Origin of the sequence: Caulobacter sp. NIBR2454 (genome assembly GCF_027474405.1) — a bacterium.
Lineage (GTDB): Bacteria > Pseudomonadota > Alphaproteobacteria > Caulobacterales > Caulobacteraceae > Caulobacter.
Genome location: NZ_CP114871.1, coordinates 2798526 through 2813677 on the forward strand (window position 1 = coordinate 2798526; position 15152 = coordinate 2813677).

15 protein-coding genes are annotated in these 15152 nt (G+C 67.0%); 12 read left to right on the top strand and 3 right to left on the bottom strand.

Features of this window, described 5'->3' with window-relative positions; all coding sequences use genetic code 11:
• The first annotated feature begins 3 nt into the window (after positions 1 to 3).
• From cobT to O5K31_RS13605, 3 genes are all read left to right on the top strand, one after another.
• Positions 4 to 1929 (top strand): cobaltochelatase subunit CobT, encoded by a 1926-nt coding sequence (cobT, locus tag O5K31_RS13595; RefSeq protein WP_269714154.1) that lies wholly within the window; start codon positions 4 to 6, stop codon positions 1927 to 1929.
• A complete protein-coding gene (locus tag O5K31_RS13600) occupies positions 1926 to 2984 on the top strand; it encodes an esterase-like activity of phytase family protein (protein ID WP_269714155.1) in 1059 nt (352 codons plus the stop codon). The genes cobT and O5K31_RS13600 overlap by 4 nt, the downstream gene beginning before the upstream one ends.
• Before the next feature lie 200 nt (positions 2985 to 3184).
• A complete protein-coding gene (locus O5K31_RS13605) occupies positions 3185 to 3490 on the top strand; it encodes a hypothetical protein (protein WP_269714156.1) in 306 nt (101 codons plus the stop codon).
• A gap of 159 nt (positions 3491 to 3649) precedes the next feature.
• Here the strand turns inward: O5K31_RS13605 and rpmB are convergent, their stop codons facing one another.
• Positions 3650 to 3949, bottom strand: coding sequence for a 50S ribosomal protein L28 (rpmB, locus tag O5K31_RS13610; RefSeq protein ID WP_269714157.1), 300 nt, complete (start codon positions 3947 to 3949; stop codon positions 3650 to 3652).
• 185 nt (positions 3950 to 4134) lie between these two features.
• On the opposite strand from rpmB, the gene O5K31_RS13615 reads away from it, so the two are divergent.
• Genes O5K31_RS13615 through O5K31_RS13625 form a run of 3 tightly spaced genes read left to right on the top strand, consistent with a single transcriptional unit; the run spans position 4135 to position 6910 of the window.
• The gene (locus O5K31_RS13615; protein WP_269714158.1) at positions 4135 to 4605 is read left to right on the top strand and encodes a DUF3617 family protein; all 471 of its coding nucleotides are present in this window, start codon (positions 4135 to 4137) and stop codon (positions 4603 to 4605) included.
• A gap of 31 nt (positions 4606 to 4636) precedes the next feature.
• Complete coding sequence (locus O5K31_RS13620) at positions 4637 to 5359, top strand: helix-turn-helix domain-containing protein (RefSeq protein ID WP_269714159.1); 723 nt, start codon at positions 4637 to 4639, stop codon at positions 5357 to 5359.
• Between the two features lie 48 nt (positions 5360 to 5407).
• Positions 5408 to 6910, top strand: a complete 1503-nt coding sequence (locus O5K31_RS13625; RefSeq protein WP_269714160.1) for a serine hydrolase — start codon at positions 5408 to 5410, stop codon at positions 6908 to 6910.
• A gap of 141 nt (positions 6911 to 7051) precedes the next feature.
• Here the strand turns inward: O5K31_RS13625 and O5K31_RS13630 are convergent, their stop codons facing one another.
• Positions 7052 to 7564, bottom strand: a complete 513-nt coding sequence (locus O5K31_RS13630) for an OsmC family protein (protein ID WP_269714162.1) — start codon at positions 7562 to 7564, stop codon at positions 7052 to 7054.
• Between the two features lie 33 nt (positions 7565 to 7597).
• Here O5K31_RS13630 and O5K31_RS13635 point away from each other — a divergent pair, with 33 nt between their 5' ends.
• The 6 genes from O5K31_RS13635 (at position 7598) to O5K31_RS13660 (ending at position 13854) form a co-directional block, all read left to right on the top strand.
• Positions 7598 to 8566, top strand: a complete 969-nt coding sequence (locus tag O5K31_RS13635) for a class I SAM-dependent methyltransferase (RefSeq protein ID WP_269714163.1) — start codon at positions 7598 to 7600, stop codon at positions 8564 to 8566.
• Between the two features lie 23 nt (positions 8567 to 8589).
• The gene (locus O5K31_RS13640) at positions 8590 to 9312 is read left to right on the top strand and encodes a pseudouridine synthase (protein ID WP_269717061.1); all 723 of its coding nucleotides are present in this window, start codon (positions 8590 to 8592) and stop codon (positions 9310 to 9312) included.
• Between the two features lie 48 nt (positions 9313 to 9360).
• Entirely contained in the window at positions 9361 to 12297 is a 2937-nt protein-coding gene (locus O5K31_RS13645; RefSeq protein WP_269714165.1) for a helicase-related protein, read from the top strand.
• Positions 12294 to 12602 carry an RNA-binding S4 domain-containing protein gene (locus O5K31_RS13650; protein ID WP_269714166.1) on the top strand — a complete coding sequence of 103 codons (309 nt, stop codon included), beginning with the start codon at positions 12294 to 12296 and terminating at the stop codon, positions 12600 to 12602. The genes O5K31_RS13645 and O5K31_RS13650 overlap by 4 nt, the downstream gene beginning before the upstream one ends.
• A 58-nt stretch (positions 12603 to 12660) precedes the next feature.
• Positions 12661 to 13002 (top strand): ferredoxin FdxA, encoded by a 342-nt coding sequence (gene fdxA / locus O5K31_RS13655; protein ID WP_269714167.1) that lies wholly within the window; start codon positions 12661 to 12663, stop codon positions 13000 to 13002.
• Between the two features lie 342 nt (positions 13003 to 13344).
• Entirely contained in the window at positions 13345 to 13854 is a 510-nt protein-coding gene (locus O5K31_RS13660; RefSeq protein ID WP_269714168.1) for a CarD family transcriptional regulator, read from the top strand.
• A gap of 74 nt (positions 13855 to 13928) precedes the next feature.
• Here O5K31_RS13660 and O5K31_RS13665 read toward each other — a convergent pair whose 3' ends face one another.
• Positions 13929 to 15074, bottom strand: a complete 1146-nt coding sequence (locus O5K31_RS13665; protein ID WP_269714169.1) for a sensor histidine kinase — start codon at positions 15072 to 15074, stop codon at positions 13929 to 13931.
• Between the last annotated feature and the right edge of the window lie 78 nt (positions 15075 to 15152).

Below are 15152 nucleotides of genomic sequence, written 5' to 3' on the forward strand. Positions count from 1 at the left end.
CCCATGGCCGGAAAGCCCGAAAGCCCCGTCGAACCCTTCAAGCGCGCGCTGGCGCACGCCGCCCGTTCGCTCGCCGAGACGCCGGACCTTGAAGTGGTGTTCTCGGGCGACGGCCCGCAGCTTTCAGGCAACCGCGCCGTGTTGCCCCATCCGTCCCGGGACATGTCGCCCAAGGAGGCCGCGCGCATCCGCGGTCTGGCCGATCAGATGGCTCTGCGGCTGGCGCACCATGACGCCGCCGCCCACATGCGCGGCCGCCCCATCTCGCCAGACGCCATGGCCGCTTTCGAAGCCGTGGAGCAGGCGCGGATCGAGGCCATCGGCGCCAACGCCCTGGGCGGCGTGCGCGCCAACCTGACGGCGGCCCTGGAAGACAAGATCGAACGTCAGGGCCTGACCCGCATGGACCGCACGGTCGCGCCCATGGCCGACATCCTGGGCCTGATCGTGCGCGAGCGCTTGACCGGCGACGCGCCGCCGGAGGGCAGCAAGACCCTGGTCGATCTGTTCCGCGCCGAGGTGGAGGAGAAGGCTGGCCCAACCCTCGACCGCCTGACCGGTTCGATCGCCGACCAGGCCGCCTTCGGCAAGATCGCCCGCGAGATCCTGCGCGAGCTTGGCCTGGACGAGAGCGAAGCCGACGCCACCGAATCTTCCGACGAGGACGAAGGCGACGAGAACGAAGGCCCCACCGAGGGCGAGGACGAGAACGACGACGACGGTGAGGGCCAGCAGCCGGAGGGCTCGGCCCAGCAGGAGACCGACGCGTCAGACCAAGACGCCGAGGCTGGCGACGAGCAATCGGTCCAGACCGACGACGAAGGCGACGCTGAAGCCACCGACGAAGCGCCCGAGATGGGCGACGGCGCCAAGCCCGCACGCCCCGACAGCCGCGACGATGGCCGGGCCGAGCCGCCCTACAAGATATTCACCGCCGTCAACGATGAGGTCGTCGGCGCCGAGGACCTGTGCGACGCCGAGGAGCTGAACCGCCTGCGCGGCTATCTGGACCAGCAGTTGTCCAGCCTGTCCTCGGTCGTCTCGCGCCTGGCCAACAAGCTGCAGCGGCGCCTGATGGCCCAGCAGAACCGTTCCTGGACCTTCGATCTCGAGGAAGGGATGTTGGACGTCGCGCGTCTGACCCGCGTGATCATCGACCCGACGGCGCCGCTATCCTTCAAGCAGGAGGAAGATGTCGAGTTCCGCGACACGGTCGTGACCATCCTGATCGACAATTCCGGCTCTATGCGGGGGCGCCCGATCATGGTGGCGGCCGTGTGCGCCGACATCCTGGCGCGCACCCTGGAGCGGTGCGGGGTCAAGACCGAGATTCTCGGCTTCACCACCAAGGCCTGGAAAGGCGGGGCCAGCCGCGACGAATGGATCAAGGCCGGCAAGCCGCCCGCGCCTGGCCGCCTGAACGACCTGCGCCACATTATCTACAAGGCCGCCGACGCGCCCTGGCGCCGCGCCCGCCGCAACCTCGGCCTGATGATGCGCGAAGGGTTGCTCAAGGAAAATATCGACGGCGAGGCCCTGATGTGGGCGCACCAGCGCCTGATCGGCCGGCCCGAGCAACGCCGCATCCTGATGGTCATTTCCGACGGCGCCCCCGTGGATGATTCGACCCTGTCGGTGAACTCCGGCCATTACCTGGAGCGCCACCTGCGCCAGGTCATCGGCGAGATCGAGGGCAAGAGCCCGGTCGAGCTGCTGGCCATCGGCATCGGGCACGATGTGACGCGTTACTACCGCCGCGCCGTGACTATCGTCGATGTCGAGCAGTTAGGCGGGGTCCTGGTCGAGCAACTCGCCGGCCTGTTCGAAGAAGAACCCAAGGCCGTAGGTCGCGCCAAGGGCCTGTTGCCGCCTCTGCCCACAGTTCAGGGCGGAGCGCCAAAGTCGCGTCGCGTTGGAGTGCCTGCATGAACCGTCTCGTCCGCCTGACCGCCGCCACCGCCCTTTGCGGCGCTCTGCTGGCGAGCTGCGCGCCCGAGGCCCCGCCCCTTCTGCCGCTGGCGCCGGTTCCAGCGGGGCCCAGCTTTACGGTTCAGACCACGCCAGTTCCGCTCAATCCAAGCGACCCGGCGCAGACCAAGATCGGCAACTTCACCTTCGCCGGCGGCATCGCGATCACCAGCAGCGATTCGACCCGCCTGCACGGCCTGTCGACGCTCACGATCCTGCCCGATCATCGAATTCTCTCGGCAAGCGACGATGGGGATGTCTTCGAGGCGCGTCTGGTGCTGGACGAACAAGATCGCCTGGTCGGGCTGAAGGACACCAAGATCGAGCCCCTCAAAGGCCTCGACGGCAAGCCATTGGCCGGCAAGGAATGGGCCGACGCCGAAGGCATGACCGTCCTGCCCAATGGCGATCGCCTGATCAGCTTCGAGCGCAACCATCGCATCTGGCGCTATCCCGCTGACGGCGGTCTGCCCGTGGTCGCCCCCTCGCCCCAGACCATCTTCCCCGAGAACGAGGGCATGGAAGCCCTGGCCTTCTTCCCCGCCGCAGGCCCGGATGCCTACATCGTCGGCGGCGAAGAGGGCGAGGTGTGGGTCTGCAAGCTGTCGGGCGGCTGTCAGTCGGCGCCGCCGCAGATGGGCCCCGACATCGCCTACGGCCTCGTCGCGTTCAGCGCTTTTGATGGCGCGGCTGTCGCGGTGATGCACCGCGCCTGGGACCCGATCCAAGGCAGCCGGATTCAGGTGAGTCTCGTCGGCGATCCCCTGACCAAGCGACGCTTCCCGCTGGTGTCGGACCGGCTGACATTGAAGGGTCCGCTTACGGTGGACAATTTCGAGGGTCTAGCCGTCACGCGGAACGCCGCTGGCGGCACGCGCCTCTACCTGATGTCGGATGATAACTTCTCGGCCCGGCAGCGCACGCTGCTGCTGGCCTTCGACTGGGTTCCGGCGGCGCCGCCAGCGGTGATTCCCAAGGCCCCAGTTCGCAAAAGAACCGGCAAGGCTAAGAGCTGATTAAGAAACAGCCACTCTGAACACTTCTGATTAAGTATGTTGCACTGCAAAAAACTTGAGTGCGATGCAATATTTGGCCTTGAAGGTTTTTGCACCTCGACGTACAAAAACCCATCGACGGGATAACAAACCAAACCGTCGTGTTTGGGGAAAACGTGCCGGGAGGCGGTTGCCATCAACCTCCTCTTGGAGTCTTCAAAATGCGTAAGATCAACACTCTGGCCCTCGTTGTGTCTCTTGGGGCCGCCTTCGTCGCTGGCAATGCCGGCGCTGCCGAACTCCGCGTCTCCCTGGCCGGCAAGTCCGCCAAGGAAGCTCACGCCGAGATCCTGAAAGCCGCCAGCACGGTCTGCTGGCAGGACGTTCGTAGCGAAGCCCTCGCCGTGTACCTGTACCCGGCCTGCGTTCGCGCCAGCGTCAAGGACGCCGTTGCTCGGGTGAACAACCCGGAACTGGCCGCTTACACCAAGACCGCTTCCGTGAACTACTACGCCCTGCAGCGCTAAGCGCTCGCAGACGCGAACAAGGCAAGGCCCGCGAGCGACCCTCGCGGGCCTTTTCTTTGCCTGGCCGCCAGCCCAACCGGCGATCCACGCATCCAGACGCGAAAAGGCCCGCAGGATCGCTCCTGCGGGCCTTTCGTATCTTTGAAGCGACTAGGTCGCTTAGGCTGCGGCGGCTTGCGTCGCGGCCTTGGCCTTCACCTGGCGCTTGATCTTCAGGGCGCGCGGCGACAGCAGCTCGTCCTTGGAGCCCAGCAGGAACACGTCAAGGCCACCCTTGTAGTCCAGGGTGCGCAGGGCGGCGTTGCTGATCCGCAGCTTGAAGGTCTGACCCAGGGAGTCGGACTGCAGCGTGACGGGCGACAGCGCGGGCAGGAAGCGGCGCTTGGTCTTGATGTTCGAGTGGCTCACATTGTGGCCGACCATCGGACCGATACCAGTGAGTTCGCAACGACGCGACATAACGGACACCTTGCTGGGCGAAGCAAACTTCGCAAAAGAATATCGGACACGCCAAGGAAGACCTCGGCGCGAGAGGGGGCGATATAGGCGACGGCGACGCTGAGAGTCAAGCCGCTCAAGGCCGATCCGCAGGATGATCGTCAGCTTCAAGTGCGGTTCATTCGGGCTCCTATATGTAAGAAGCCATGATGAAGCCCAAAGACGCCATCCGCCCCGTCGCCATCGCCCTGACCGCGGCCATTCTAGCCGTTCTGGGCGTCGCCACCGTCGCGCCCGCCGTCTTCGCCCAGGAGAAGGTCCCCGCCACCATCCTGCCGGGCCACTGGCAGTACAACTACAAGATCGGCGGCGTCCTCCCAGTGGGCAAGGAGCTGAAGTGCCTGACCGCCAAGGACGTGGCTCAGTTCTCGGAAGGCATCTGCACCCGCAAGTTCAAGTGCGTCTACGAGCGCAAGGTCGTCGGCGACGGCCATATCGACTTGAAGGGCGTGTGGATCGACAAGAAGAACCGCGAAGCCCCGGTGAAGGGCAAGGGGACCTATACGCCCGAGACCTTCAAGCTGGACGTCAACGTCACCACTATCCACGGCCTGCCCCTTTCGGGCGTCATGGAAGCCAAGCGCCTCAGTGCTACGTGCCCTGCCGCTACGGAATAGAGCGAGCGCCTTTTTCTGATATAGCGGCGGCATGCTCGTGCGCGCCGCCACCCTGCATCAGTCCGACACCGTCAGGGCGCGCCTAACCTGGTATCCGCCGGGACTTGTCCAGCGGGCCCACGAGCACGAGAAGGCGCAGGTCTCCTTTCTTCTGCTAGGCGGCTTTCGCGAGACCGAACGACGCCAAGAGATGGACCCCGCCGGCCGCGTCATGACCGCCCGCCCCGCCGGCGCGAGCCACGCTGTCGAGTACGGGCCTCAAGGCGCTCTGTTGTTGAGTTTCGATATGACCGAGAACGCGCCGCGCCCCACAGGCGGCTGGCGCGCGATCGACGCCCACACGAGCGGTCTGATTCGCGCCGCTTTGACAGCCGGCCAGCCAGCCGAAATCCTGGGCGATCTCGCGGCCCTGCCCTCCAAATTGTCTTTGAGGCCCGCCGCTCCAGCCTGGTTGCGGCAAGCGCGCAAAGCCCTGCGTGAAGCGCCCGAAGCGATAGACATCGAAACAGCGGCGCGGCAGGCGGGCGTCCACCGCACGCATTTCAGCCGTCAGTTCACCGCCTGCTACGGGATCGCGCCTTCGCTCTATCGCCGGCGCTGGATGGCGGCCCGCGCCGCCGCCGCCGCGATGTCCGGGGAAAGCCTGGCCCAGGCGGCGGCCGAAGGCGGCTTTGCGGACCAAAGTCACATGGCCCGGACCGTGCTGTCGGAGACGGGCCTGCCGCTTTCACGCATCCGCGCCCTGCTGAGCTGACGCTACATCTGTTCTAGCGCGCGCCGTCGCAGCGAGGTGAAAGGCGGTATGAAAACCATCACGGCTGTCGCCCTCGCCCTTATCTCCGCGTCCCCCGCCCTAGCGGCCGATTCGTCTCCGGCGGCGTTCACCGCCGCCGCCGAACGTGTCCTGGCGCTGAGCAAGGCCACACGGGCCGCGCCCGGCGCATCTCCGGCCGTAGCCGTGATCATGGTCGCCCGCGGTCAAAAGCCCGTCATCCATGTCGAAGGCGTCGCCTCGGCGGGTGCGGGCGCGCCGGTCTCCAAGGACACACCCTTCTATATAGCCTCGATGACCAAGGCCTATGTCGGCCTGATGGCGGCCGAGCTTGATCGGCGCGGCGTCTTTGACCTGGACACCACCGTGGCGCAGGTCTGGCCCAAAACGCGCATCGACGGCGTGGACCTAACGACGATTCGCATGCGCGATCTTCTGTCCCACCAGGGCGCTTTCGAAAATGAAGCCCTGAGCTTTCGCACCGCCTATAGCGACAAGGTCCCTGTGGCGGACTATGGGCGCCTGCTAGACCAGGCCTCGACCCCACGTCCCGCGGGCTTTCGCTATGACAACCTCGGCTACCTTGTCTACGCGGCCGCGCTTGAGCTGAAGACCGGACGATCGTGGCAGGAACACCTCAAGCGCGAAGTCCTCGATCCCCTTGGCCTGGATCACACCAGCCCACGCGTCTCTGACTTTCCCGCCGGCGCTTCACCTTCGCCCCACCAATGGACTACCCGGGGCTGGCGCGTTGTGGCGCTGAAGGATGACGCCCTGATGCATGCCGCGGGCGGCCTCGTCTCCAGTGGAGAGGACATGGCTTCGTGGCTACAGGCGCAGATTGACCGCAAGGGTGTGCCTGCCGCCTCCTTCGCCGAGGCTCAGACCGCCCAGACCCCGTCGCACGTCCAGGCCGTCACTCGGCCGGGCCTTACATGCACCGCCTACACCCTGGGCTGGCACGATTGCCGTCACGGCGCGGTGAGGGTTCTGGCCCATGGCGGCGGCTATACGGGCTTTCGGTCGGAAATGGCCTTCTCCCCCGATCTGGGCGTGGGGATCGCGGTGCTTACCAATTCCGACAGCATGACGGGCGCCTTGGGCGGCGACCTGTCGGCGGCCTTTTTCGAGAGCTTTGACGCCAAGTCTCCCGCGCGCGACGCCAAGACTTTCGGCGAGGCGTACGCCGCCTCGGTCGCTCGTCAGGCTGCGGGCCGCGACACCCGGCTCGCCAAGGGGCGGGCCGACGCCCAGTGGGCGGGCTGGGCCTGGAGGCCGGACGCCGAAGCGTTGCGGGACTATGCCGGCGTCTGGCGCAGCCCCGCCTTCGGGGACATGGTGGTCTCCGCGAGCAATGGCGGCCTGGAGGCCCGTCTTGGGCTTGCGCGCCTGTCGCTCGAACCGGCAGCTCCCGACCTTTTCGGGGCCATGGAGCCGTCCTCCGACAACCCCGACCCTGTCCGCTTCGAGACGCAGGCCGATGGTCGACGCGCGCTGGTCTGGAACAAGATCAGGTTCGAACGCGTCCGATAAAGCTCAAGCCATTTGTGCCGCGCCCGAGTCGGGATACCATATCTCGTAGGGAACAAATCCCGAATCGGCGGACGTCGCTGATTCGGTCATGATTCGTTTCGCTCGTGTTCGGGCCCGCGTCTTCTCGCGTTAATCCCTGCCTCAGTCCCGATCCGAATGCCGTGGCTGCGCCAGATTGGCCGCGTCGCTGGCCGGGAAGCTTTCCTCCAGGGCCTCATCCAGTTCGTCCTCGGTATAGGAGACGGCCGGCGGGGCGGCGGGAGCATCGGACGACAAGGTCGTGGCGATGTCTGCTCCGTTAAGCAGGGTCAGGGTCACCGGCGTGCGCTCGGCGATATCGGCCAGACGCGCGCGCTGCGCATCGTCCAGATCGCCTTCAATGTGCAGGACCCGTTCGATCTTGCTGCGGTTCTCATCCTTGTAGTGCTTCAGGTCCACATGGACGGCCTTCAGCGGCCAACCCTTGCGGTCAGCGTACATCTTCAGGGTGATCGCCGTGCAAGAGCCCAGGCTGGCCAGCAGCAGGTCATACGGCGCCGGCCCCATGTCCTGACCGCCCAGGGCCGGCGGCTCGTCGCTGACCAACGCGTGCCGCCCGGTGGTGATGGCGGTGACAAAGGCTTGGTCCGAAATGCTGGCTTTGGCGCGGGCCATGGCGGTCTCCCTGAGCGAAGGTCGACAGCTTAGATGGAGCCAGCCGACATCCAAGGCTATATGCGCCCCATGACGATATCGGACTTGAAGAATGGCGACGCCGCGCTCGGCGTCTATGGCGTCGCCCAGCATGGGGTCATCGACCCGCCTCGAGGCGTGCAGTTCTCGCCCCTGATCCCTGACGCCCAGGCGCTGGAGTACCAGCCGGACGGCAGCCTCGACGCCATGGTGGTGGCCGCGCCGCCTGGCGTGCTTGAGCGCCGCTATGTGCTGGCCCTCGCCTTGCGCGCCCTGAAGACCGGCGGCCGGCTCACGGCCCTGGCGCCCAAGGACAAGGGCGGCTCGCGCCTCCGCAAAGAGTTGGAGGCCTTCGGCTGCGTGGTCACCGAGGACGCCCGTCGCCACCACCGCATCTGCATGATCGACCGCCCCGTAACGTTGGTCGGGATCGAAGAAGCCATCGCCGCCGGCGCGCCGCAGATCGCGCCCAAGCTGTCGATGTGGTCGCAGCCCGGCGTGTTCAGCTGGGATCGGGCCGATCCGGGCAGCGCCCTGCTGCTCAAGCACCTGCCCAAGCTGTCGGGCGCGGGCCTTGACGCCGGATGTGGCGTGGGCTTGCTGGCCAGGGATGTCCTCGCCCGGCCGACGGTGACCAAGCTCACCCTCATCGATATCGACCGCCGGGCGACCGACGCCGCCCGCCGCAATATCGAAGATCCGCGCGCCGAGATCGTTCAGGCCGATATCCGCGATCCGGACCTGAAGCTGGCCGACCTGGACTTCGTGGTCATGAACCCGCCGTTCCACGACGGCGGCCATGAGGACAAGCGCCTGGGCCAGGCCTTCGTCCAGCGCGCCGCCGACCTGTTACGCAAGGGCGGGCACCTGTGGCTGACCGCCAACCGCCACCTGCCCTACGAAGCCGCGCTGAACGAACGCTTCACCAAGGTCGAGCTGCGCGCCGAGGAAGGCGGCTTCAAGATCTACGAGGCGCGCAAGTGACCCAAGGTCCGGGCAAGGCGCTGATGGCGCGGCTGGACCGCCTGCTGTCCAACATGGCCTACGGCTCGCGCCGCGAGGTGCAGGCCATGGTCGCGGCCGGTCAGGTGGTGCTGGACGGCAAGCCGCTGAAGGACGCGGGCCAGCGTATCGCGGTGACCGCCGATCTGCCCACGCGCATGACCGTGCGCGGCAAGCCCATAGACCCCCCGGCGCCCCTGACCCTGGTGATGCACAAGCCCTTAGGCGTGGTGTGCTCGCACAAGGAGGACGGCACGCGGATCTACGACCTGCTGCCACGCCGCTGGACCCTGCGCGATCCGGCCATCTCCACGGTCGGGCGGCTGGACAAGGACACGTCGGGCCTGATCCTGCTGACCGACGACGGTCCGCTGCTGCATAAGATCATCTCGCCCAAGCAACATGTGCCCAAGCGCTATCGCGTCACCCTCGACCGGCCGATGGGCGGTGACGAGGGCGCGACCTTCGCCGCCGGGACCCTGATGCTGGAGGGCGAGGACAAACCCCTGCTCCCCGCTGAGCTGGAGGTGCTGTCGCCGACCGAAGCGCTGCTGACCATCCACGAGGGCCGCTACCATCAGGTGCGTCGGATGTTCGCCGCCGTCGGCAATCACGTGAACGCCCTGCACCGGGACCGCATCGGGACCCTGGCCCTGCCGGAAGACCTGGAGCCGGGGCAGTGGCGCGTGCTCACCCCGCAGGACGAGGCGGCGATCTTCGCGGCATAACGCCAAGCTCCGCTTGCTTCCCCGGACGCACCGCCCCACTTTCCGCCCATGAGCGATCGTCCCGCAGGACAGGCGCCGGCGCGCCTCGTCGCCGTCCTTGGCCCCACCAATACCGGCAAGACCCACCTCGCGGTGGAGCGCATGATCGGCCACGCCAGCGGCATGATCGGACTGCCGCTGCGCCTGCTGGCGCGGGAGATTTACGACCGCGTGGTCAAGCTGCGTGGCAAGGCCAGCGTCGCCCTGATCACCGGCGAGGAGAAGATCGTCCCGCCGCGCGCGGTCTATTTCGTCTGCACGGTTGAGGCGATGCCTCTGGCGCGGGAGGTCGAGTTCCTGGCGGTGGACGAGATCCAGCTGTGCGCCGATCCCGAGCGCGGCCACATCTTCACCCATCGCCTTCTGCACGCCCGCGGCAAGTTCGAGACCATGCTGATGGGCGCCGGAACCATGGCGCCGCTGATCCGCCGCCTGCTGCCCGACGCCGAGATCGTGACGCGCGAGCGGCTGTCGACCCTGACCTATGCCGGCTCCAAGAAGCTGACCCGCCTGCCCCGGCGCACGGCCGTGGTCGCCTTCAGCGCCGACCAAGTCTACGCCATCGCCGAGCTGATCCGTCGCCAGCGCGGGGGGGCGGCGGTTGTCATGGGAAGCCTGAGCCCTCGCACGCGCAACGCCCAGGTGGCCCTGTACCAGTCGGGCGAGGTGGACTTCCTGGTCGCCACCGACGCCATCGGCATGGGCCTGAACATGGACGTCGATCACGTCGCCTTCGCCGGCCAGCGCAAGTTCGACGGACGGCGCACCCGCTTCCTCTATCCGCAAGAGGTCGCCCAGATCGCCGGCCGCGCGGGCCGCTTCCGCACCGACGGAACCTTCGGCGTCACGGGTGATTGCGAGGAGTTCGACGAGGACATCGTCGAGGCCGTCGAGAACCACCGCTTTGATCCGATCGACGGCGCCGAGTGGCGCAACCCCGCCCTGGATTTTTCCTCGCTGTCCGAACTTTTGCGCTCCCTGTCCGAAGGGCCCAAGCGCGAGGGTCTGACCCTGACCGAACCTGGCCTGGACGAGCGCACCCTGCGCCGCCTGGCCGAGGACGAGGAGGTCGTCAAACGCTGCAAGGATCGCTCTGTTCTGCTGCGCCTGTGGGAGACCTGCCAGACGCCGGACTTCCGCAAGACCACTGACGATGATCATCGCCAGATGGTCAAAGGCCTGTTCGACGACCTGACGACCGGCGGGCGGCGCGTGCCCAAGGACTGGATGGCCGGGCAGTTCAAGACGCTGGACCGGCTGGACGGCGAGATCGACACCCTGGCCACGCGTCTCGCCAGCATCCGGACCCTGGCCTATATCGCCAATCGGCCCGACTGGCTGCACGAGCCCAAGCACTGGCAGGAGACGACCCGCGCCCTCGAGGACCGGGTCAGCGACACTCTGCATGAGAAGCTGATGGCCCGCTTCATCGACCGACGCACCAGCGTGCTGATGCGCCAACTTGGGGAACGCGAAGAGATGACGGCAGGCGTGGACGCCGACGGCTCGGTCAATGTGCAGGGCCACTTCGTCGGCAAACTGACCGGCGTGACATTTGAACCGGCCAAGGGTGCCTCGGCGCTTGAGGAAAAGGCTCTGCGCGGCGCGGCCCAGAAAGCCGTGGCGCCGGAAGTGGCGCGCCGGCTCGGCGTGCTCGCATCCGATGGCGATGACGCCTTCGCGGTGGATGCGAGCGGGACCATCCTGTGGAGCGGCGAGGCGGCCGGCGTCGTGACCGGAAGCCGCGTGCGTCTGCTGGGAGAGCTTGGCCCAGCCGCCGCTCGCGAGCGCGCCCTTCGCCGTTTGGAAGCCTTCCTTTCCGCAGAACGCGGCAGACGCCTCGCACCCCTGATCAAGCTGGAAGCCGCCCTTGCCGACGGCAGGCTCAAGGGCCTGGCGCGCGGCGTCGCCCACCGTCTGATCGAGGCCGGCGGCGTGCTGGACCGGCGCGAGGTGGAGGCCGAACTCAAGGCGCTCAGCGTGGAAGAGCGGCGCGAGCTGAAGACGCTCGGCGTTAAGATCGCGGCCTTCAGCATCTATCTGCCTAAGCTGCTCAAGCCTGAAGCCCTGGCCTTCGCGCGCGCCACCGCGCCGGCCATGGACTGGGCGGCCGTGCCGGGCGAACTGGCGGTCCTGCCCGATCCGCCTCCGCCGCCGCGCGCCCTCGCCGCCCGGGGTCTGCAAGCGGTGGCTCGCTATGCCGTGCCGGTCGAACAACTGGAGGCGCTGGACACTGCCCTGCGTGAGAGCTTCAAGCCGGGCCGCGGACTGATGCTGAGCGACGAGCAGCAAAAGGCGTTGGGTTGGAGCCCGCGTGAAGTCGATCTGATCCTGCGAGCCCTGAACTTCACCTCCGTCGCCAAGGCCAAGCCAGGTCAGCCTACACTGTGGCGGCGACGCGCCGGCGAACCAGCCGAGACGGCAGCCCAGGCTCCGGTCGTGGTCACCGATTCGCCGTTCGCCGCCTTGGCCGCGCTGCGGGCCCCTCCGCCCGCGCCGGAACCCCTCGCCGCTCCAGCCAAACGTCGTCCCAAGCGCAAGCCAAAGCCTCGGGCCGAGATCAAGGCGCCCTTTGCTGAAGCAGCGCCAGCGACCGAAGAGGGCGCCACCCCACCCGCCAAGCGACGCCGGCGCAAGCCAAGGCCTCGCGTCCAGTCGAGTCCCGTGGCGATGGGCGAAGGCGCGACCGCCGACGCGCCGTCCCCCGAGGCGAGTGCGACGCCGAACCCGGCCAAGCGTCGACGCCGTCGGCGCGGCTCGGGCGGCGCGGCCCGCGCCGCGGCGGCTGGTGAAGGGACGGCGACCGAGGTCCCGGCGACCGCGCCCGACGCCTCCTCAGCTGACGCCTCGACTTCGGCAGAGCCCGCGCGGACGGCCCGGCGACGTCCCCGACGCCGTAAGCCCAAGGCGGCCCCGACCCCGTCGCCCGAGACCGTACCGGCATGACCGACGACGCGGCCCGCATCGATGTGTGGCTGTGGCGGGCCCGGTTCTTCAAGACCCGGTCCATGGCCGCGAAGTTCGTGGACGAAGGCCGCGTTCGCCTGACCCGCGCCGGCGTTCAGACCCGACTCGACAAGCCGTCCCGCGCCCTCAGGCCGGGCGATGCGATCATGTTCCCGCTCGGCGGACGGCTGATCGCCGTGCAGGTGGAAGGCCTGGGCGAACGCCGCGGTCCGCCTGTCGAGGCCCGCGCGCTGTATTCGCTCTTAGAGGAAACCTCGCAGCCGCAAGAGAAGCCGTCACATTGACAAGCCACGCCCCAAGGCCGATTAGGCCGCGCACACTGAGAAGGCCGCACGCGTTCCGATGACCTATATCGTCACCGACCCCTGCATCAAATGTAAGTTCATGGACTGCGTGGAGGTCTGCCCCGTCGATTGTTTCTACGAGGGTGAGAACACCCTGGTGATCAATCCCGACGAGTGCATCGACTGCGGCGTGTGCGAACCCGAATGCCCAGTGGACGCCATCAAGCCGGACACCGAGGACGATCCCGACGGCAAGTGGCTGCGGATCAATTCCGACTACGCCAAGGTGTGGCCGAACATCACGGTGAAGGGCACGCCGCCCGCCGACCGTGAAGCGTTCGAACGCGAAACCGGCAAGTTCGAAAAATACTTCAGCGAAAAGCCGGGCACGGGCTCGTAACATTCCGTGGGGGCCGAAAGGGCCGCCTTTTGCCCTTTGCGCGTGACGCGCGCACGGGCCTGCGGGCGCAAGCCTTTCATTGAGCTGAATTTTGTGTTATCGTCAAAACTGACGTGACGGCCCCGCATGCGCGTGCCGCCGATGTCTTTGTCTAGAACAGCCGCTGCATGAACGGCGCGCGCCATCGAAGGCGAAGAGTGTCTTAGAACTATTCCGACCGTATCGACCAGCCCCCGCGTTTCCTTTTTCGCGGACGGGGGAAGCTGTGTCGTCGGTCGGCGGTTCTTTGTGCAGCGACGGCCCGAAGCCCCCCGGCGGCGGGATGATCCAAGAGGACGAGCGATGAGCAAGAACGGTCTGGATTTCTCGGTTGGCGATCACGTCGTCTATCCCGCGCACGGCGTTGGCACGGTGCAGGCGGTTGAAACCCAGGAAGTGGCCGGCATGTCGCTTGAGGTCTACGTGATCACTTTCGACCACGAGAAGATGACCCTGCGCGTACCGACCAAGAAGGCCAAGACGGCCGGCCTGCGTCCGCTGGCCGCCGGCGACACGGTAAGCCAGGCCCTGACCACCCTGAAGGGTCGCGCCCGCGTCAAACGCACCATGTGGTCGCGTCGCGCCCAGGAATACGAAGCCAAGATCAATTCCGGCGACCTGATCTCGATCGCCGAGGTCGTCCGCGACCTGCACCGCGCCGAAAACCAACCGGAACAGTCCTATTCGGAGCGTCAGCTCTACGAATCGGCCCTGGACCGCATGGCTCGTGAAGTGGCCGCGATCGAACGCATCGACCGCGAAGCCGCCATCGGCCTGCTGACCAAGTCGCTGGTCAAGGCTGTCGCCGCCTAAACTGAAAAGCTTCCAGCTTTCGAAACGCCCGTCGCACCCCGTGCGGCGGGCGTCTTCGTTTCAGGGCTAAGGCGTCAGGCCTTAGCTAGGCCCACCGACAGAGGCGCGTCGATCTCGTAGATCAGCCCTTCGGGCTCGAAGCGCATGGTCGCCTTGCCAGCCAGCCGCACCGACATGCCGCTCTGGATCAGCCGCGAGCCGAAGCCGCGCTCCTTGGGCGGGGTCACAGGCGGCCCGCCGCTTTCGCGCCAGGTCAGGTGGAAGCGCTCATCGACCCCTATGCTCCACTCCACATCGACCTGTCCTTCGGCGTCGCTGAAGGCGCCGTACTTGGCCGCGTTCACCGCCAGCTCATGGAAGGCCATGTGCAGATCCACGGCCGTCTCAGGGCTGAGGCTGATCGGCGGTCCCGAAAGGGTCGCCCGTCCGCTTTCCGCACCGCCAAACGGCGCCAGGGCCGCCTCCAGGACCTGAAGGATGGACGCCCGCCCCCAGCTTTCCTGGGTCAGCAGTTCATGCGCACGCGACAGCGCCATCAAGCGGCGTTCGAACGCTTCGGCGAAGGCCTCGGCGCTGTCGGCGTGTCGCAAGGTCTGGCGGGTGATCGAATGCGCCGCCGCCAAGGTGTTCTTCATGCGGTGGTCGAGTTCGTGCAGCAGCAGCTCCCGCCGCTCCAGCGCCTCCTGCAGGGACGCCCGCGCCCGCGCGCTCTCGAGCGCCGCGGCGGTGGCCCGGGCGATCACCTCCAGCTTTGTCACCTCCTCGGCGGTTGGATTGCGCTCCTGCGCCCAATAGGCGCCGATGGCCGCCAGGGGATCGGCTGGGCGCACCGGGGTCATCACAAGGCTTTTGACGAAGGTCGGCCGATAGGCGTCGTGGGGCACGCGCTCGTCCAGATAGATGTCCGGGATCACCGCCGTCTTGCGGTTCAGCATCGCCCATCCGGAGATGCAGGCCTCCATCGGAAAACGCCGCCCCTTCCACAGCGGACCGATGGCGTCCTCGTCCAGGTACCAGCACTGCTCGTCGTCGCGCAGGACGAAGGCCACGCCGTCAGCACCGGAAATCCGCCTCGCGGCCGACCGCACGACTGCGGCGATATCGGCCACAGTCCCGGCCGAAGCCAGGGCTTCGATGGTCTCGATCAGGGTCAGCAGCGCGCCGTCGATCTGTTGGCCGACGCTCGCGGAATCCACTGTTGCGTAAGGGGTCTGATTCATCTCGGCCCGCATGTCCGTGCATTCGCCGATGACATGCAAGCCCTTGTTTTCGCAGTAAGGTTAAGCTTGTTCCTTTCC